Here is an 18,566-nt window from a genome sequence, read left to right as displayed (position 1 = left end):
CGTATCAGTGCAGAATTCAGTCAGATACGGTTCGGACGCTATTCCGAAACGTTATTTTATAATCAAGCAAAACAGATTTAGATAAAATAAATTTGCGTTAGAGGCCCCCTTCGTAGTTGGAAGCTGGCGACGGGGACCTCACGTCATACCTGAAGGTGTCAGATATGCAGTACGAAGTACAGAGCCAATGCTATAAGAGAGTGATCGCGGTCACCCTCATGATCCTCATTCTTCTCCTGCTCCAGGCAACCCTGCCGCTCGTTTCTCCTGCAGAAGCGGCCGGTATCGGAGAGAACGAAACACACAGCCTCATCTGCGTCCTCGGCGACAATAGAAACCGGGATGCCCTCGAGGCTGCCGCGTGCGCTGCACCGATCAACACGACCTTGAACGTCTCCATCATGGATGAGACGGCGGCCGGGGTCTATAACTTCACCGACGAAACGGCGCTTTTTGTCGCATCCATCGGCAATGCAACCGTCGACCACATCAACGGTACGCTCTGCCCGAATGCTACGGCCATCACATACGACCTTCCCGAAGGCACCGCCTTCGGTACCCCCGCGGACGAAGTCCTCACAAACTACTGGCTTTACGGTGGGGAAACGAACCTTGAGCAGTTCCTCCTTGCTCTGGACAACCACATTTACGGAGCAGACCACGACCTTGCAGATCCCGTTCCGCCGTCCGGCAGACCGAAGATCGCGTGTGTCTTCTCCCGCACATCCGAAGTCTCGAGCATGACGTCGGTCTCCGAAGATTCCACAATCCGGTCCATGATGGACATCTCGGTGCATCTCGGCAGATCAAATGAAGATCTCTCCTTCAGTCTCGACGGAAACGACGTCATCCTCCTTTCAAACCTGGATGCGCCGGTCATCGAGGCCATCAGCGATACCGTACAGGACGCGAGGGCTAACGGAAGCGTTATTCTCGCCTGCGGGCCGCTCGTGCAGAGCTACAACCTGCATACCGTCGACCCGGCCGACCCGGCCGCGATAGAGATCGCAGCATACCTGGAATACCCCTCAAACACGAACTTCGACAACCTTGCACGCTTCATCGGGGTCACTTACTGCAATAGTACGGCGGATACGGCGCCGCCCGAAGAGCGGCCGGTGTACGGCATATACCACCCGGACGCACCCAATATATTCGCCACGTCGGCGGAGTACCTGAGCTGGTATGCCGCTTCTGGTGTCTACAACCCGGCACGGCCGACTGTGGGCATCATCACCGGCGACTACAAGTATATGGAAAGGGACGGGCCTATGACCGACGCTCTGGTCCGTTCATTCGAGAGCGAAGGCGTCAATGTCATCGTAGCCACCTACCACTACAAAGACCCGGTAAGAATCGGTTATTTCCTGAATAACGGAGAGGTGCTCATCGATACCGCCGTGCTCATCTCGAAGGGATCCCGGCTTGACTACTCCGACCCCGACCGGGGGATCGAAAACCTGCAGCACCTCAACGTTCCCGTACTCAACGCCGTCAGGCTCTTCTACGACGTCAATGAGTCGACCTGGAGAAACAGCCCGCACGGTGTCGGGCCTGAGCAGGCATACCAGCTGGTTATGGCCGAGCTCGACGGAGTCATCGAGCCCATCGTCATCGCAGGCAAAGAGCCCGATCCCGTCACGGCCGAGCTCTATTACAAACCGTTCGACGACCAGGTGACATGGCTGACGGAACGCACCCTCGGCTGGATGAACCTGCATTGCACCTCCAATGCGGAGAAAAAGATTGTCGTCCCCTACTACAGTGCAGAGGGCGGCAGGGCTACCGTGGGCGCCGACATCGATTATTACCTCAACGCACAGGCAAGCCTTGCCAATCTGCTCAAAGCGATGCAGGAACGGGGATACGACCTAGGCACCGGGCCGCTCCCCGATGAGGACGAACTTGCCGATCTGATGGCGACACAGGGTTACAACATCGGAACCTGGGCACAGGAAGAACTGAACCGCCGCGTTGAGGCCGGTGACGTCATTCTGATCCCTGAAGACCAGTATCTCGCCTGGTTCAACGAGCTGCCCGCTGCAAAGCGTCAGGAGATGAACGAGATCTGGGGGGAGGCCCCCGGCGAGATCATGGTCTACGAAAACGGAGGAGCACGCTCCCTCGTCATCCCGACGATCCAGTTCGGCAACGTCCTGCTCGTGCCGGATCCGATGTGGGGCTGGAATCAGGACACCGACGTGATGTACCACGACGGATCGATCCCGCCGACACACCAGTGTCTGGCCTTCTACTATTACATGGATCGCATATACCAGGCCGACGCTATCTTCTCCATCTTCAGCAGCATCGAGATGATGCCCGGAAAAGAGTCGGGGCTTGCCGCCGATGACTGGGGAGCCCTGCTGATGGGCGATATGCCGCACGTCCACGTGCTTCCAATGGACGCGGAAGGGATGTTTGATCGGCGCCGCGCAAACATGGCGATCGTCGACTTCATGACCCCGACCATCGTTCCCTCCGGTCTGTACGGCTCGCTCGCCGACCTTGACGATACCATCACCAATTACCGGACGGTTGGTGACGAGGCCGTAAAGGCCGAGTACAGGTCCGAGATTCTCGCCACCGTCAGGGAGCTCGATCTCGATACCGATCTCGGCGTCGATCCCGGGGCGCTGGAAGGCGATGATGCTGCGTTTGATGCCTTCGTCGACGATCTGGATGATTATTTAACAGAACTGAAGACCACATTCATGCCCTACGGCTCACACACACTCAGCGAAGTTCCTGCCGGCGACGAGCTCGTCGCCATGATAGACGGTATGCTGGGCAGCTCGTTCGCCGACCACGTCGCTGCAACCGGCGGCAGCGAGGAAACCCACCTCGCACTCCTTGCCGCAGTGATACTGAATGGTACATCTCCGGTCGACGCACAGACGGTATTTCTGGGCGGCACTTCTGCGGAGATCACCACCGACCTGAACCTGGCACTGGACTATAAAAGCCGGATCGACGCCTGCAGTATCGAGATCCCCCGCATTCTTGACGCTCTTGAGGCACGCTACATCCCGCCGGGTCCGAACGGCGACCCGGTGCGCAACCCGGATGCGCTCCCGACAGGCAGGAATCTCTGCACTTTCGACGACCGGATTATTCCCACAGAGGCTGCCTGGACGGTCGGGCGGACGCTCGGGGATGACCTGCTCGCAGCGCATATCGCATCACACGGAACCTACCCCGACAAGGTCGCGTTCCTGCTCTGGTCGATCGAGACGTCACGCCACCAGGGAACCATGGAGGCGGAAATCCTCTATCTCCTCGGTGTGAAACCCGTCTGGAACAAATACGGCCGGGTGGATGATGTGGAATTGATCCCGTCCGCAGAGCTCGGCCGTCCCCGTATCGATGTGCTCGTCGTCACGTCGGGCTCATACAGGGACATGTACGCCGGCAAATTACTCCTGATCGACAGAGCGGTGCGACTTGCCGCCGCTGCCGACGACGGCGATACGCCGAATTACGTACGCGAACATACCGAGGCGATCTACCGAGACCTCATCGGCGCAGGCTACGACGAGGAGACGGCATGGGAGCTTGCAGCCTCACGCATCTTCTGCCCACCGCCGGACTCGTATACTCCCGGCATAGAGCACGCCATCGGAGCCAGCGACACCTGGACCGATACCGACGCCATTGCCGAGCTCTACATCAGCCGGATGGGATACATCTACGGGAGCACGATCTGGGGAGAACAGTATGCCGACGTCTTCCGTGCAAACCTGGGCGGCGTGGATGCCGCCGTCTTCTCCAGAACGTCCAACGTCTACGGGACGCTGGAGCACCCGATGGTTGCCGCCTACTTCGGCGGCCTGAACCTGGCGGTAAAGAGCGTCTCCGGAATCTCGCCCGATATGTATATCAATAACCAGCGGGACGCGCAGAATCAGAAATTAGAAACCCTCCAGCGATTTGTCAGCCGTGATCTCCGCTCGCGGTATCTCAATCCCGAATGGATACAGGGGATGATGGATCAGGGATTCGACGGAGCCCGATATATGGAAGCGTTCATAGAAAACATGTGGCTCTGGGACGTTGCCATGCCGGAGCTGATCACCGAAGAGATGTGGAACAGCGTCTACGAGACATACCTGGAGGATCAGTACAACCTCGGCCTGAAAGAATTCTTCAACACACACAACCCGTACGCATACCAGTCGCTCACCGCCCGGATGCTGGATGCTGCCAGAAAGGGATACTGGAATCCTGACACCGAGGTGTTGCAATCGCTTGCACAGGAACTGCAGCAATCGGTCGAGATGCACGGCGTGACCTGCTGTCACCATACCTGCGGCAACCTCCAGCTGGACGCCTACATCCAGGGCCTGATCTCCGGCACCCAGACGCCTGCCGGCAGCGGCGGCGGCGCAAGCACCGGCAAACTTGCCTCGTCATACAGTGCCGCATCTTCGGCGGTGCCCACGTTCACACCCATCCCGTCCGGCATGAATGATGCCCAGACCCCCACCAATACCACGGACGCTTCGGGAGTCGGAATAACCGTCGATGCAGTTGCCGAAAGCCTGATGAAGGCTGCACAGGACGTCACCGGTCACGTGATGCGGGAAGAAACGAAGGAGGCGGTTGCCACACCGATGACGAGTACTCCGCTCATCCCCGTCGTTCTGGTGGCCTGTGTCGTCGGTGCGATAAGTATCGGCTTCTGGTTCAGGCGACGGTGAACCTCCCCTTCCTTTTGTTCGGAAATATGCGGACGCGGTGATGCCGGGCTCCGCCCACCTCCGGGCGGACCGGATCAGAGGATTCATCTCGCAGGACTCCTACATCGTTATAACGGATTTTTCGCTCACAGGCGAAGAGGGGCGGCCTGAATGCTTCAGATCTACAGAACCATCGACGAAGGGGGTAAACCGCGGATCACCACGATCGACCAGTTCGGTTCCGGCATCTGGATCAACATGGTCGCCCCCACCTCCGAAGAGGTTGCACGGGTAACCGAAACCCTGTCGATACCGTCCGATTACATCCGGGCGGCCCTCGACGAAGAGGAACGGCCGCGTATCGACACCGAGGACGGGTGCACGCTCATCGTCATCGATATTCCCATCCCGGGAACGCAGCAGGCGATCCCGTATACCACAATGCCGCTCGGGATCATCGTCGCCGCGAGTACGATCATCACCGTCTGCCTGACCGAGAACGCCATCATCGACGACTTCCTGAGCGGGCGGGTCAGAGGGTTTTACACCTTCAAGAAGACCCGGTTCGTCCTGCAGATCCTCTTCCGGAACGCCTCGTACTTCCTCCAGTACCTGCGACAGATCGAGCGGACGAGCGACCGTGTCGGGGCGGAGCTCCAGGAATCCCTCAAAAACCGGGATCTGCTCCAGCTCTTAAACCTCAAAAAGAGTCTCGTCTATTTTTCAACGTCGCTCCGGAGCAACGCCATCGTCCTCGACAAGATCCTCAAGTTCCAGCCCCTGCGGATGTACCCGGACGATACCGATCTCCTCGAAGACGTCATCATCGAGAACCGGCAGGCCATCGATATGGCGAACACCTACAGTACGATCCTCGCCGAGACCATGGACGCCTTTGCATCGCTCATCTCGAACAACTTCAACAGCATCCTGCGGTTTCTCACGTCGATCACGATCATCCTCGCCGTCCCGACGATGATCGCGAGTTTCATCGGGATGAACGTCCCGGTGCCGCTCGGGAACGATCCGAACGGGTTTTTCATTCTCGTCCTGCTCTCACTCGTCATCTCCGGCATCCTCGCTGCGATAATGATGCGGAAAGACTGGCTCTGAGCCGTGAAGCGACGAGACATCCGGTGCGACCACAAAGTTTATCACAAGTTATACATTATTAATCATGTAGAATACGGAGTGAGCTCCCGGATGGCAAAACTGGTCGAAAAGATACGCTCCTGCGGCCGGTACCCTCCAGGAGCTCCGGTCAGGCACCGTATGAGAACACGGGGCGGTATATTCCAGATTCCAGGAGACATGCACCCCGGTTGATTGTATCGTTTCTGTGATCGCAACCCTGCCCGGATGCGGGACAGTTCGCCGGAAATGACACGATTAATCATGACGGATTGTGAAAAAATGAACGAAACCTTCGACGTGAAACTGAGCGAGAAGCACTACCTCCCCGATCCCCGGTTCAGGGAGACTGCCTGGACGCCGGATTACACTGCGGCCTACCAGGCGTTCCTCGCCGACCCTGAGGCGTTCTGGGACGAGATCGCCCGCGAGCTCGTCTGGTTCGAACCATGGGATCGGGTCAGAGAGTGGAACGCCCCCTATGCCCGGTGGTTCGTGAACGCCAGGCTGAACATCACCTACAACTGCCTCGATCGCCACGTCACCAGCGAGCGGCGCGACAAGCCCGCACTCATCTGGCGCGGAGATGGCGGCGAAGAGCGAACCCTCACCTACCAGGAGCTCTTCGAGGACGTGAGCAGGTTTGCCCGCGGCCTCGTCAGCCTCGGCATCGGGAAAGGCGACCGCGTCTGCATCTACATGCCGCTCGTTCCCGAACAGATCATCGCCATGCTCGCCTGCGCCCGGATCGGCGCCGTTCACAGCGTTGTTTTCGGCGGATTCGGAGCCGGGGCGCTCCGCACCAGACTCAACGATGCCAGCGTAAAGGCCGTCATCACCGCAGACGTCGGTTACCGGCGGGGAAAGACCATCCCCCTCAAGGAGATCGCAGACGAAGCGCTCGCCGACGCACCGAGCGTCGAAGTGGTCATCGTGCTGAACCGGAGCGGATCTGCCGCAAAGCCGGGCGGCGACCGGGAGGTGGACTTTGCCGATCTGATGGAGCGATCCGCACCCGACTGCCCGGCAGCGTCAATGGATGCCGAAGATCCGCTTTTCATCCTGTACACAAGCGGTTCGACGGGCACGCCGAAAGGGATCGTCCACACCTGCGGCGGCTACATGGTCGGAACGTACTACACGACGAGGCACGTCTTCGATGTCAAGGACGACGATATCCTCTGGTGCACCGCCGACCCGGGCTGGATCACCGGCCACAGCTACGTCGTCTACGGCCCGCTCGCGGCGGGGGTCACGGTCGCCATCACCGAAGGGACACCGGACTATCCCGACCCCGGAGCATTCTGGAAGATGATTCAGGACCTCAAGGTCACGATCTTCTACACCGCCCCCACCGCCATCCGGATGTTCATGAAGCACGGAGAGGCGTGGCCGGAGAAGTACGACCTTACATCGCTACGGATCCTCGGGTCGGTCGGCGAGCCCTTAAACCCAGAAGCCTTCGAGTGGTACTACCAGGTGATCGGGAAGAGCAGGTGCCCGATCGTCGATACCTGGTGGCAGACCGAGACCGGAATGCATATGATTACGACGATGATCGGCGAACCGATGCTTCCCGGGTTTGCGGGTAAACCGATCCCCGGCGTCGTCGCCGACGTCGTCGACCGCGAGGGGAGACCCGTCCCGCCGGGAACTGGGGGGTTTCTGGTCATCAAAGAGCCCTGGCCGTCGATGATGCGGACGGTGCACGGCAACGACGAGCGCTACTGCACCTACTGGAACACCATTCCCGGGTACTACACGGCAGGCGACCTTGCGGTGAAGGATGAGAACGGCTACATCATGGTGCTCGGACGTGCCGACGACCTGATCGTCGTCGCCGGACATAACATCGGCACGGCAGAGGTCGAGAGCGCCCTCGTCTCCCACGACGCCGTCGCCGAGGCGGCGGTGATCGGCAAGCCCGACCCGCTGAAGGGGAACGCCATCAAGGCGTTCGTCACCCTCCGGACAGGCTATACCGCGAGTGATGACCTCACGGCGGCGCTCTTAAAGCACGTCCGGGATCAGCTTGGCCCCGTCGCCGTCCCGTCCGAGCTCGAGTACGCCGACCGGCTCCCGAAGACCCGGAGTGGAAAGATCATGCGGCGCGTCCTGAAGGCGAAGGAGCTCGGGATCGATCCCGGGGATATATCAACACTGGAAGAGTAACCCACCCGCGAGGAGAATGAAATGACGAGAGGCACACCTGATTACGGAACCGGCTCGACGGAGGAGCGGCTGCTCGGGATGAAACCCGAGCAGGGGCGCTGGGTACTGGTCATCCTCGGGATGATCATCAACCTCTGTCTCGGGAGCATCTACTCGTGGAGTGTCTTCGTCGGCCCCCTAACCGGATACTTCACCGAGACGCTCGGACAGACGGTGACGGCGAGCGAGATACTGCTGCCGTTCTCGGTCTTCCTGGCGTTCTTTGCGCTCGCCATGCCCCTTTCGGGGAGGTACATCGAGACACTCGGGCCGCGGACGATGACGATCATCGGCGGTCTGCTGACAGGCGCGGGGTGGCTGCTCGCATCGACCGCCACCTCCGTCCAGATGCTCTACATCCTCTACGGGGTCGTCGGCGGCCTCGGGGTCGGGATCGCCTACGGGGCGCCGGTCGCCGTCGCAGCCCGGTGGTTTCCCGACCGGCGCGGCCTCGCGGTCGGGATGACCCTGCTCGGGTTCGGGTTCTCGGCGTTCCTGACGGCGAATATCGCGGGAGCACTCATCGAGGCCTACGGGGTCATGACGACGTTCCGGATCTTCGGCGCCGCGTTCATCGTGCTGCTCCTGCTCCTCGCCCTGCCGCTCCGGTTTCCGAGGCCCGGGTGGAAGCCGGCCGGCTGGACGCCGCCTGCGCCCGCTCCGGGAGCTGCTCTCGCCTGCGAGTGCAACCGGGGTGCGATGGTGCGGACCGGAGCGTTCTACGGGCTCTGGATCTGCTACTTCATCGGGTGCCTGGCAGGGCTCATGGCCATCTCGATCGCAAAGCCCGTCGGCACGGACGTGGTGCAGATCGAACCGGCGCTCGCGACGATACTCGTCGGGTTCTTCGCCGTCTTCAACGGCGGCGGGCGCCCGCTCTTCGGGTCGCTCACCGACCGGCTCACGCCCGGGAAGACCGCGATGGCCTCGTTCGTCCTGATCGGGGGGGCATCCCTGCTGATGTGGCTCGTGCCGGCGGAGTGGTCGTACATCCTCGCCTTCGCCGTCCTCTGGGGGTGCCTCGGCGGGTGGCTGGCCATCGCTCCCACGGCGACGGCGAGCTACTTCGGGACCTGCGACTACCCCCGCTGCTACGGCGTCATCTTCCTGGCCTACGGCGCCGGCGCGATAGCAGGCCCGCAGCTCGCCGGGTTCATCGAGGCGTCTACGGGATCGTACCTCGGGGTCTTCCCCTATATCGCCGGCCTCGCCGCGGTCGGGCTCATTGTCGCGTTCCTGCTGATGAGGCCGCCTGCAGCCAAGCAGGAAACGACGGCGAAGCTCCAGAAAGTGGTCGAGGAGTGAACCCGGGGCGTCTCCCCTTTTTGGTGAAAAAAGAGCAGTTGTGGAATGACCGACCGGGAATGCTTACAGCATCTCGGCTTTTTCGATCGTGACCGGTTTCTGTGGCCGGTCGGCGTTGTTCGTCTTCACCTTGCCGATCGCGTCGACAACCTCCATCCCTTCGACGACTTCCCCGAAGACGGGGTGAGCGCTCGGGGTCGAGGGGTTGTCCCAGTCGAGGAAGGTGTTGTCCACGAGGTTAATGAAGAACTGGCTCCCGCCGGTGTTCGGCCTGCCGGTGTTGGCCATAGAGATGGTGCCGCGGCGGTTCGAGCGGCCCTTCACGAACTCGTCCTTGATGGTGTATCCCGGGCCGCCGGTGCCGGTACCGGTCGGGTCGCCGCCCTGGATCATGAACTTCGAGATGACCCGGTGGAAGGGCGTTCCGTCATAAAATCCTTTGTTGACGAGCTTTTCAAAATTCCCTGCCGTAACCGGCATGTCGTCGTATAACCGGAGGACGATATCGCCCATCGTTGTGTGCAGTACGACCTTCTTTCCTTCCGTCTGATCTGCCATGAAATTGACTCCGTATTCAATTGTCTTCTTTGCGTACTTAACTGATACGGCACAAAGCCGGGTAGCCAGCCTCCAGACGACTTCCTCTGAGGGAGATAAACTTAATGACGTTAACAAAATCAAAATGTAAAATATTATTATAACAAAGAACTCATGATAGTACTATGTTTACCGGAGTATCAGCATCACCGGTGATCGCCACTGGCCGATCCCCATCTTCCGGAGATGCTTCTCCCGATACCGGAGGGGGCAGCCGATGAGCAAAAAAGCGCCGGTCTTCATTATCACCGGCGAGCAGGGGCAGTGCAAGACGACATTCCTCTACCAGATGCTCGGGCTGCTGACCGGACTCCACCTCGACCTCCGGGGAGTGATCACTCCCGGCCACGTCCGTGACGGCAGGCGATCGGGCTTCACGCTCGTCGACCTCGCCACCGGGAGGCATGAGCTCCTCTGCTCGATAGACCCGTCCCCGGGGTGTGAACCCCACGGCCGGTTCTTCTTCAGGCCCGAAGGCCTTGCCCTCGGCAGGAGAGCACTCTCCCTCCCGGAGACCGTAACGACCGATCTCCTGGTCATCGACGAGGTGGGGCGATTCGAGCTCCAGGGCACCGTCTGGGCGGAAGATCTCGACCGGCTCTCAGAGCTCCCGCATCCGCCGATGATCTGGACCGTCCGCCGGCGGCTCCTCGATACGGTGATCGACCGCTGGTCGCTTCGCGATCCCATCGTAGTCAACGTGGGAGCGGCCGGTGTGCTGAGCGCGGCCGGCGAGGTTATGGACGCGGTCTGGGAGTGGCGGGAGATGCACCCGGCATCACCGGTCTCTTCTGCGCCCTTCGCCAATTTCCATACGGCAGCCGAAATGTCGCTGCTGACGGAGGGAGCCGGAGTCTCCGCAGGTCTTCCGTCAGTCTCCAGAAGACGCTACGTCGCGGGCGATTGACCGGTATACCGACATCGGGGAGCACCTCCAGGGGGCGGCAGGATAACCGCCATCATCACCCGAAAGTCGGCAGACCACCTTACATCGTCATCAAGGCGACCGAAGTCATCGTCGGCACCGACTGACGGCGTGCTGCCTTCCTTCCCGATTCATGCTCAACCCTCTTTTTCGCTGCAGCAGGTACAGAACTATCCGGCCCGCAGGGCTGTCCCACCAGTCAACAGGCAAAGAAGCCTTATTTTTGACCTGCGCTCATCGCTTCCCGAACGTCTCGTCGATCCAGCTACCGATCTCGTCCCGGATCCGCCTGACGCCCGCCATGATCTCCTCGTCGGTGCCGGTGAGTTTCGAGGGGTCGGGGAACTCCTTGTGGATCTCTTCCTTCGCCCAGGGGAAGAGCGGGCAGAGCCCTCCCTCGCAGACCGCAACCAGATAGTCCATCTCCTGCTCGTCGAACTCGGCGATATCCTTCGAGCGCTGGCCGGAGATATCTACTCCGATCTCGCTCATTGCCCGAACAGCGTAAGGGTTCAGAACTTCGGGCACGGTGCCGGCGGAAAAGGCCGTATAGCAGTCACCATACCGGGCGTTCAGATAACCCTCCGCCATCTGCGAGCGGGCGGCGTTGTGGGTGCAGACAAAGAGTACTTTTTGTGTCATACCTGGTTCCTCACACAACTGCAGGCGCCTTAAGGATACCCATCTTCACCGATCTGCACTTGCTCCGCCGCTCTACGTTTAGACTGGCCGTCCCCCCGATCCCCGAAGGGAGTCACACGCGATCCGGCACGATGAGGAACGGTTAATCGTTCCGGTGTGCATATACGTACCCGTATACCGGAGGAGAATCAACCCATGGCACAGAATCCGGTCGGCAGACCCGGCGATACGATGACGCTTCCCGCAGAGATCGAGGAGTCGCTCTGCCGATGCGGGGGACTCGCAAGGCTGGTGGAACAGCTGCCCGCCGAGGATCTGCTGAACGAACGGAGCGCCACGCTCCGCGCACTCGCCGATCCGATCCGGCTCAAGATCCTCGCCATGCTGCAGGTACAGCCGCTCTGTGTCTGCGTGATCAAGGCACTGCTCGGGATCGCCGACTCAAAACTCTCTTATCACCTCTCGGTCTTAAAGAAGGCCGGGCTGATCGTCGGCGACCAGCAGGGAAACTGGATCATCTACCGGCTGACCGAACAGGGCGTCGGGTGGACGGCGAACGTTCTCGGAGACCGGCCGGGCGGGACGCATTCCTGAAAAAAGAGTACCCGCAGGCGATCGGGCACCGGCCGATCACCGGAAGAGATTCTCAAGAAACAACCTGTGCAGGCGAAGGTCACCGGAGAGTTCGGGGTGGAAGGAAAAAGCCATATGCCGCCCCTGCCGAACCGCGACGATCCCCTGCGGCGTCCGGGCGAGCACCGCGACGCCCAAACCTGCACGGGAGACGACCGGGGCTCTGATGAAGACGGCATGGAACGGCTCGCCGAGCCCCAAAATCTCTATGTAGGACTCGTGGGACGCTGCCTGCCGCCCGAAAGCGTTCCGCTCCACCCGGATATCCATCACACCGAGCGGGTGCACCCGGGGATCGTCAACCTCGCTTGCCACGAGCACCATCCCGGCGCAGGTCGCAAAAATGCCGCCCTCGAACTCCGCAAGCGGCCGGTGCATCCCGTTCTTCTCAATGAGCCGGGAGATGGTCGTCGACTCCCCGCCGGGGAGCGCTATGGCGTCGAGCCCGGCGAGCTGCTCCGCTCGCCTGACGGGCACGACCACCATCTCCGGATAGTCGGTTCCAAGCGCCCGCCCGAACGCAGCAATATGCTCGCTGACGTCCCCCTGGAGTGCCAGGACACCGATCTTACCAGCCACGTTCCGCCAGCCTCTCGTCCTCGCGCAGGGTCTTGACGTCAAGACCCGGCATTGCCTCGCCAAGCCCCTTGCTGACCTCGGCGACGACCTTCGGGTCGGTGAAGTTATTGACGGCCTCGACGACCGCCCTTGCCATCCGGGCGGGTTCGCTCGACTTGAAGATGCCCGAGCCGACGAAGACGCCGTCCGCTCCGAGCTGCATCATCAGGACAGCATCCGCCGGTGTCGCGATACCGCCTGCGGAGAAGTTGACCACCGGAAGCCTGCCGAGACGGGCGCACTCCGCTACGAGGTCGGCGGGCGCCTCGATCTCGCGGGCGCGGGCGATCAGTTCCTGGCTGTTCATCCCCTCGAGCGAGCGGATCTCGCCCATAATCGCACGCATGTGCCGGACGGCCTCGACGACGTTGCCGGTGCCGGCCTCACCCTTGGTGCGGATCATCGCCGCGCCCTCGTTGATCCGCCGGAGCGCTTCGCCGAGGTTTCGGGCTCCGCAGACGAACGGCACGGTAAACGCCGTCTTGTCGACATGGAACTGTTCGTCCGCCGGTGTCAGCACCTCGCTCTCGTCGATCATATCGACCCCGAGCACCTCGAGTACCTGCGCCTCGACGAAGTGCCCGATCCTGACCTTTCCCATAACCGGGATCGAGACCGCATCAATGATCTCAAGAATCCTCTCGGGATCGGCCATGCGGGCGACGCCCCCGGCCTTCCTGATATCCGCAGGGACTCTTTCCAGCGCCATGACAGCAACGGCACCGGCCTCTTCGGCTATGCGGGCCTGCTCCGCGTTCACGACGTCCATGATCACGCCGCCCTTCTGCATGGAAGCAAAGCCGCGCTTGATCAGCTCAGTGCCGAATCTCAGTTCCTCGAGTTTCATTATTCTTATGTATTGCTCGCTGTCCCCAATAAAAATAGTGCGGCGATCAGAACCAGGGCGACGATGAGGGTTGCGGCCCTGACAGCACTGACGATCTCGTCACCCGCCGTTTCAAGCGATTTTTCGGGGTCGCCTATGGCGTAGATGCCCTGCTTTTCAAGCCTGATCCCAACCCCGCCCGCGATCGCCGCCATCGGGATGCCTCCGTTGAACCCTGGCCGTTTTCGTGCGTCACGCCGGAGGATCGTATACGAAGCCCGGAAACGCCCGCGGTATGCGAAGTAGAGGAGCAGAGCCGCCCCCGCGATCCGGGCGGGGATGAAATTGACAACGTCGTCGAGCCTCGCGGGGAACCAGCCGAGTCGCTCCCGTTCGTCCCGGTAGCCGAGCATCGCATCCATGGTGTTGACGGCGCGGTAGAACGCCGCCCCGGAGAGGCCGAAGAGACCGAAGTAGAAGAGCGGCGAGACGATGCTGTCCGTCAGGTTCTCGGTCATCGACTCGTAGGCTGCGGAAAGGACGTGTTCCCGGTCGAGGGAGGCGGTCTCGCGGCTCACCATCATTCCGACAGCCTCACGCCCCTCGTCAAGGTCGCCTGCTGCCGCCTCTACAACTGCACGGGTATGCTCCTCGAGAGCCCGCCAGGCGAAACAGGCCTTCAGGAGCAGGGGAGCGGCGATCAGGTAGAGAAACCAGGGGGCAGCAGCCTCGACGATAAGGAAAGGTGCGGCAAAGAGCAGCGCGGTCGCGAGGGTGAAGACGACACCGGCGGCGCGCTGAAGAGAGGCCGGATACCGGGACGGGACGCCCCACCACCCGATGAACCGTCCAAGCAGGGCGACCGGGTGCAGGGGCGAGCGGGGATCGCCGACGGCCCGATCGACCAGCAGTGCAAGAGCGACTACGAGCGCCGCGAGAACCATAGCATGAGAACTCCGGCGAGCAGCGCGAGGAATGCCGTATAATTATACATATCGAGCCGGAAGGCAAGCCAGAGACCGTACAGCACGAGGCCTGCGGCTACGAGAAAACCGGCCGGGAGGGCGACGCCGATCCGCCGTGCCGGAGCCTGGGGGTGTGGGGGCAGTTCTTCCGGCTCCTCCGGGACTTCGGGCGGCACCTGGTGGACGACCACCCGGAATGCCGCCCGCTTGGCACCGTACCCGGTAATGATCGCGACGTCGAAGAAACCCGGGTACGAATCCGGCCGTATCGGTATTATGAAGGCTTCGCGGTCGGCAACGTAGAGATTCGCGTGGAAAAAGTCGGTGAACATTCCCGAGTTCTGACTCGAAAGCGTCAGGTGCAGGGGAGCGCCGTGGTTGATCATCTCAAGGGCGAGGTCGCTCCCTGCCGTGACCGCCACCTCCGGGTGCACCTCGATCGAGTTGATGCCCCGCCTGTTTAAGTGAATCTCAACCGGCATCGCGGCTCTCAGTCCTCAGCGGGCGACTTCGGGAGGAGGTTTGGGATGCCCTCGCAGATGGGGTAGGAGACGCTGCAAGCCTCGCATCGAAGGCTCCCTTCCAGTATCTCGTCGGCGTTCTCTTCGGTGACCGTCAGGATCAGTGCACCCTTGCAGACAGGGCAGCAGAGGATATCCAGCAGATCGCGTCTCATAGATCCTTCCGCAGATCGATGATCTGAGAGATATCGGGCCCCGTTGAGATCAGCGTCACGGGCGCTCTGATATCCTCTTCTGCCTGCGCGATGAAGTCTTTCGCCTTCTTCGTAAGTTTTGCATACTCGGTGACGCCGTAGCAGGAAGCGTCGATCCGGTCGATACCGGTGATCGCAGCCTGGGTACACCCGTTGATCATAGCGGAGTACCTGGCCATCTCACCGTCCCAGAGGCCGATCCGGCGCTGGCGGTGCGTCACAGTCCCGAACTCCTCAATACCGAGACTGTTCGACTCCTTAAGCGTCATCTCGGTCGAGAAAGGCCCTTCTCCGACCCGGGTCGGGAATGCCTTGAAGACGACGATCACGTCGTCGACTCTCGTCGGGCCGACACCGTTGTCAGCGGCGATCTGCGAGGCCGACGTATCCTTGCTCGTGACATAGGGGTAGGTTCCATAGTAGAGCGAGATCCCGAAACCCTGGGTGCCCTCGAGCAGCACCGCCTCGCCCTGCTCGATGGCGGCGTTGACCTCGCAGGGAACGTCGGTGATATATCGGGCGAGCTCCGGCACGTCCTTCGCCTGCCGGGAGGTCCGCATCACCCGGTCGGCGTTCGCCGGGCCGCATCCGGTTCCGGTGCTGCCGATCTTGGTCTTGAGGTGTTCGCTCCCGCGGTCGCGCTCGATATGCTCCTCTTCGATGATCCCCGAGCGACCGTCGATGTAGATCCGATCTCCGACGCCGAGAAGGTCGACCTCCCGCTGAAATACGCGGGGATCTACAAGAACGCCGCTCCCGATCATGAGACGGGCATCCGGATAGATGAAACCCGACGGCACCATCCGGACGCCGTACTCTTTCTCACCGACCTGGACGGTATGCCCCGCATTCGGCCCGACACCGCCGCGTGAGATGATTGTCGGTCTGTCTTCGTAGGCGATGTGCGCCACGATCTTACCCTTTCCTTCGTCTCCGAAGAATCCGCCGACGATAACTGTGCAGCTCATTGTTCTATCATGTAGGATGGAGTGATTCATAGTGATAAAAACATCGAATGTGCTCAATTAGCCGGGGCATTCGGCGGCGGATGCTCCCCGGGAACCCTGCCCGTTCTACCGGCCGCTTCGGGCGGCCACTCCGGTACCCGCCCGCCGGCTCTGCCCAGGTCAGGCTGCCCGTCAGCGCTTCAGCGTAGCAGGAATAATGATATACGGCTGGGTATGCGACATTGGCAGGCGTTGCACCGTGATATCTCAGTCAACATCCATCGCGGCAACCCATACCGCATGATTGCGACGGGGAGAGCACAAGGGTTTCAAAAAAGGTGGGTATCAGAGACGGAATCCTCGATCGCCTCGACCCGTCTCTTTAACGGGACACTCTCGGGGTTGGGCTCCGCTGCCATCCCTTCACCTGCAGGTCACGGCCTACGGAGAAAGGATCATCACTCCGTATCGGTGCGGGTTCCACGGAAGATACGCCCGAGAGACCGCATATACCGCCAGTGGAGGAGGAGGTGCACGATGATGAGTGCCGCAAAGGCGAGACTTGTATACGTATGCAGATCCTTCCAGTCGCTCCTGGCGATGCCGAGAAAGATATCGGCGCTCGCGACACTGGTGCCGCCGCGAAACCCGCCTCCCCCCGAGGGAAGGACGACGTACAGGACAACTCCCGATATGAGGGAGGGTATGAATAGAATCAGGGCGATAGCATCGACAAATGCGTTTATTACCGCTTTCCGCATGGTTCTTTCTCCGGATGAGACTATCATCAGGCAGTATATGTAAGTATGGTCGGGCGGCCTCGTCCGACACCGGGAAGAGATGAGACAGCGCGTCCGTGTACCTCTCTGAACCCCTTTATTTCCAGTGGAACCGACCGGTTTTCACCATCCTCGTCCATTCTCACGGACTTTTTAGACCCTCCGGGATCGCTGATGTCCCGAATTTCCCGGGTTCTTCCGCATTCGCAAATTTCGAAGATCCTTCCGGGATTCAACGGACAGGTTCCATACTGTTCGACAGGGGTACCTCCGATCTCCAGCACCAAAAAAAGCCGAATAAATCTTCATCTCCACTGGAAATAAAGGGGTTATCCGACCTCCGTTTGTCAGACAAACTGCATTCTTTCCGTTCCGCCGGAGGAAAAGAGCTATAAAAGAGCTTGTATTTCGAAGCCGGGAGATCAGGAGAGGATTCAGGTTTTCAAACCTGCCAGAAATGTTTCCATCCTCTCAAGTGCTGTCTTCAGGCTCTCCCGGGAGACAGCGTACGCGCACCGGACGTGCCCCGGACCGCCGAGGACACTGCCCGGCACGACGGCGACATGCTGCTCGCGGAGGAGTGCCTCGGCGAACTCCTGATCCGAGAGCCCCGTACTCTCCACCGAGGGGAACGCGTAGAACGCTCCCTTCGGGAGGTGGCAAGTAAGGCCAAGCCGGTTTAAGCCGTTCACAAAGAGGTTTCTCCTGATCCGGTACTCCCGCACCATCGCATCCTTCTCCGCCGCCCCATTCCGGAGCGCCTCGTATGCGGCCACCTGCGCCATGACGGGAGCGCAGAGTGCAACGTACTGGTGGATCTTCAGGGCGGCGGCCGTGATCGCCGGCGGTGCGCAGAGGTAGCCGACCCGCCATCCGGTCATGGCATACGCTTTTGAGAATCCGTTCAGGGTGACCGTCCGCTCCCGGAGCTCGGGGAGCGCCGCCGGGGAGAAGTGGGATCCGTCGTAGGTGAGCTCGGCGTAGACCTCGTCGCTGATCAGCAGGAGATCGTGGTCAACGACGACGTCCGCGACCGCCCGGTAATCGGCCTCGCTCATCGTCCCGCCCGTCGGGTTGTTCGGGAAGTTTGCGATCACCACCTTCGATCTCGGGGTAATCCGCTCCATCAGCGCATCGGGGGTCAGCCGGAATTCAGTCTCGGCAGTGCAGGGGACCGGTACCGGCACCCCGCCTGCAAGGGTGATGCAGGGGGAATAGGAGACGTAGCAGGGTTCGGCGACGAGTACCTCGTCGCCGACGTCCACCACGGATCGGATAGCGATGTCCGCGGCCTCGGAGACGCCGTTCGTAACGATGATCTCATTCTCGGGATCGTACGGAGTCTGGAAGCTGCTCTCGAGGTACCGCGCTATCGCAGCCCGGAGCTTCGGCGTCCCTTTGTTCGAGGTATAGTTCGTTACGCCCTGCTCGATGGAGTAGATGCTCGCCTCGCAGACGTTCCACGGCGTCGAGAAGTCGGGTTCGCCAACGCCAAGCGAGATGACGTCCTCCATCGTCTGGGCAATATCGAAGAACTTCCGGATGCCTGACGGGGGGATGGAGCGTGCTCTCGAAGAGATGAAGTCCTTCATG

General features: G+C 60.8%; 16 protein-coding genes. 6 read left to right on the top strand and 10 right to left on the bottom strand.

Annotated features, from left to right (window positions below; genetic code table 11):
• Positions 1-164: 164 nt before the first annotated feature.
• The 4 genes from ABH15_RS01385 to ABH15_RS01370 all read left to right on the top strand — a co-directional run bounded on the left by ABH15_RS01385 (position 165) and on the right by ABH15_RS01370 (position 9,326).
• Positions 165-4,700 carry a cobaltochelatase subunit CobN gene (locus ABH15_RS01385; protein WP_241647967.1) on the top strand — a complete coding sequence of 1,512 codons (4,536 nt, stop codon included), beginning with the start codon at positions 165-167 and terminating at the stop codon, positions 4,698-4,700.
• Between the two features lie 150 nt (positions 4,701-4,850).
• On the top strand, positions 4,851-5,792 hold the full coding sequence (locus ABH15_RS01380) for a magnesium transporter CorA family protein (protein ID WP_128692575.1): 942 nt from the start codon (positions 4,851-4,853) through the stop codon (positions 5,790-5,792).
• Between the two features lie 300 nt (positions 5,793-6,092).
• Complete coding sequence (gene acs / locus ABH15_RS01375) at positions 6,093-7,982, top strand: acetate--CoA ligase (RefSeq protein WP_128692574.1); 1,890 nt, start codon at positions 6,093-6,095, stop codon at positions 7,980-7,982.
• Positions 7,983-8,003: 21 nt separating this feature from the next.
• Positions 8,004-9,326 (top strand): L-lactate MFS transporter, encoded by a 1,323-nt coding sequence (locus ABH15_RS01370; protein WP_241647966.1) that lies wholly within the window; start codon positions 8,004-8,006, stop codon positions 9,324-9,326.
• 63 nt (positions 9,327-9,389) lie between these two features.
• Here ABH15_RS01370 and ABH15_RS01365 read toward each other — a convergent pair whose 3' ends face one another.
• Positions 9,390-9,884, bottom strand: coding sequence for a peptidylprolyl isomerase (locus ABH15_RS01365; RefSeq protein WP_128692573.1), 495 nt, complete (start codon positions 9,882-9,884; stop codon positions 9,390-9,392).
• A gap of 256 nt (positions 9,885-10,140) precedes the next feature.
• On the opposite strand from ABH15_RS01365, the gene ABH15_RS01360 reads away from it, so the two are divergent.
• Complete coding sequence (locus tag ABH15_RS01360; protein ID WP_128692572.1) at positions 10,141-10,830, top strand: nucleoside-triphosphatase; 690 nt, start codon at positions 10,141-10,143, stop codon at positions 10,828-10,830.
• A gap of 252 nt (positions 10,831-11,082) precedes the next feature.
• On the opposite strand, the gene ABH15_RS01355 is transcribed toward ABH15_RS01360, so the two are convergent.
• Positions 11,083-11,490: an arsenate reductase ArsC gene (locus ABH15_RS01355; RefSeq protein WP_128692571.1), complete on the bottom strand. Its 408-nt coding sequence runs from the start codon at positions 11,488-11,490 to the stop codon at positions 11,083-11,085.
• 195 nt (positions 11,491-11,685) lie between these two features.
• Between ABH15_RS01355 and ABH15_RS01350 the strand changes: the two genes are divergently transcribed.
• Positions 11,686-12,084, top strand: coding sequence for an ArsR/SmtB family transcription factor (locus ABH15_RS01350; protein ID WP_241647965.1), 399 nt, complete (start codon positions 11,686-11,688; stop codon positions 12,082-12,084).
• 36 nt (positions 12,085-12,120) lie between these two features.
• Here ABH15_RS01350 and pdxT read toward each other — a convergent pair whose 3' ends face one another.
• The 8 genes from pdxT to ABH15_RS01310 all read right to left on the bottom strand — a co-directional run bounded on the left by pdxT (position 12,121) and on the right by ABH15_RS01310 (position 18,565).
• Positions 12,121-12,702, bottom strand: coding sequence for a pyridoxal 5'-phosphate synthase glutaminase subunit PdxT (gene pdxT, locus ABH15_RS01345; RefSeq protein ID WP_128692570.1), 582 nt, complete (start codon positions 12,700-12,702; stop codon positions 12,121-12,123).
• Positions 12,692-13,588: a pyridoxal 5'-phosphate synthase lyase subunit PdxS gene (gene pdxS, locus ABH15_RS01340; RefSeq protein ID WP_128692569.1), complete on the bottom strand. Its 897-nt coding sequence runs from the start codon at positions 13,586-13,588 to the stop codon at positions 12,692-12,694. The genes pdxT and pdxS overlap by 11 nt, the downstream gene beginning before the upstream one ends.
• 5 nt (positions 13,589-13,593) lie before the next feature.
• Complete coding sequence (cbiB, locus tag ABH15_RS01335; RefSeq protein ID WP_128692568.1) at positions 13,594-14,511, bottom strand: adenosylcobinamide-phosphate synthase CbiB; 918 nt, start codon at positions 14,509-14,511, stop codon at positions 13,594-13,596.
• Positions 14,490-15,014, bottom strand: coding sequence for a DUF7524 family protein (locus ABH15_RS01330; RefSeq protein ID WP_128692567.1), 525 nt, complete (start codon positions 15,012-15,014; stop codon positions 14,490-14,492). The genes cbiB and ABH15_RS01330 overlap by 22 nt, the downstream gene beginning before the upstream one ends.
• Before the next feature lie 8 nt (positions 15,015-15,022).
• Positions 15,023-15,208 carry a methytransferase partner Trm112 gene (locus ABH15_RS01325; RefSeq protein ID WP_128692566.1) on the bottom strand — a complete coding sequence of 62 codons (186 nt, stop codon included), beginning with the start codon at positions 15,206-15,208 and terminating at the stop codon, positions 15,023-15,025.
• Entirely contained in the window at positions 15,205-16,215 is a 1,011-nt protein-coding gene (locus ABH15_RS01320) for an adenylosuccinate synthetase (protein WP_174719408.1), read from the bottom strand. Before ABH15_RS01320 ends, ABH15_RS01325 begins: the two co-directional genes overlap by 4 nt.
• A 437-nt stretch (positions 16,216-16,652) precedes the next feature.
• The gene (locus ABH15_RS01315) at positions 16,653-16,955 is read right to left on the bottom strand and encodes a DUF4405 domain-containing protein (protein ID WP_164913605.1); all 303 of its coding nucleotides are present in this window, start codon (positions 16,953-16,955) and stop codon (positions 16,653-16,655) included.
• A 452-nt stretch (positions 16,956-17,407) separates the two neighbouring features.
• Positions 17,408-18,565 (bottom strand): aminotransferase class I/II-fold pyridoxal phosphate-dependent enzyme, encoded by a 1,158-nt coding sequence (locus ABH15_RS01310; RefSeq protein ID WP_128692563.1) that lies wholly within the window; start codon positions 18,563-18,565, stop codon positions 17,408-17,410.
• Between the last annotated feature and the right edge of the window lies 1 nt (position 18,566).

It is taken from the genome of Methanoculleus taiwanensis (assembly GCF_004102725.1).
GTDB classification, from domain to species: Archaea; Halobacteriota; Methanomicrobia; order Methanomicrobiales; family Methanoculleaceae; genus Methanoculleus_A; species Methanoculleus_A taiwanensis.
This window is presented reverse-complemented; position numbering and strand designations above follow the sequence as displayed.

Coding starts and splice junctions, on each gene's coding strand:
- ABH15_RS01325 (WP_128692566.1), bottom strand. CDS start 15,208: ATGAGACGCGATCTGCTGGATATCCTCTGCTGCCCTGTCTGCAAGGGT.
- ABH15_RS01320 (WP_174719408.1), bottom strand. CDS start 16,215: ATGAGCTGCACAGTTATCGTCGGCGGATTCTTCGGAGACGAAGGAAAG.
- ABH15_RS01385 (WP_241647967.1), top strand. CDS start 165: ATGCAGTACGAAGTACAGAGCCAATGCTATAAGAGAGTGATCGCGGTC.
- ABH15_RS01365 (WP_128692573.1), bottom strand. CDS start 9,884: ATGGCAGATCAGACGGAAGGAAAGAAGGTCGTACTGCACACAACGATG.
- ABH15_RS01380 (WP_128692575.1), top strand. CDS start 4,851: ATGCTTCAGATCTACAGAACCATCGACGAAGGGGGTAAACCGCGGATC.
- ABH15_RS01360 (WP_128692572.1), top strand. CDS start 10,141: ATGAGCAAAAAAGCGCCGGTCTTCATTATCACCGGCGAGCAGGGGCAG.
- cbiB (WP_128692568.1), bottom strand. CDS start 14,511: ATGGTTCTCGCGGCGCTCGTAGTCGCTCTTGCACTGCTGGTCGATCGG.
- ABH15_RS01315 (WP_164913605.1), bottom strand. CDS start 16,955: ATGCGGAAAGCGGTAATAAACGCATTTGTCGATGCTATCGCCCTGATT.
- ABH15_RS01370 (WP_241647966.1), top strand. CDS start 8,004: ATGACGAGAGGCACACCTGATTACGGAACCGGCTCGACGGAGGAGCGG.
- ABH15_RS01350 (WP_241647965.1), top strand. CDS start 11,686: ATGGCACAGAATCCGGTCGGCAGACCCGGCGATACGATGACGCTTCCC.
- acs (WP_128692574.1), top strand. CDS start 6,093: ATGAACGAAACCTTCGACGTGAAACTGAGCGAGAAGCACTACCTCCCC.
- ABH15_RS01310 (WP_128692563.1), bottom strand. CDS start 18,565: ATGAAGGACTTCATCTCTTCGAGAGCACGCTCCATCCCCCCGTCAGGC.
- pdxS (WP_128692569.1), bottom strand. CDS start 13,588: ATGAAACTCGAGGAACTGAGATTCGGCACTGAGCTGATCAAGCGCGGC.
- ABH15_RS01355 (WP_128692571.1), bottom strand. CDS start 11,490: ATGACACAAAAAGTACTCTTTGTCTGCACCCACAACGCCGCCCGCTCG.
- ABH15_RS01330 (WP_128692567.1), bottom strand. CDS start 15,014: ATGCCGGTTGAGATTCACTTAAACAGGCGGGGCATCAACTCGATCGAG.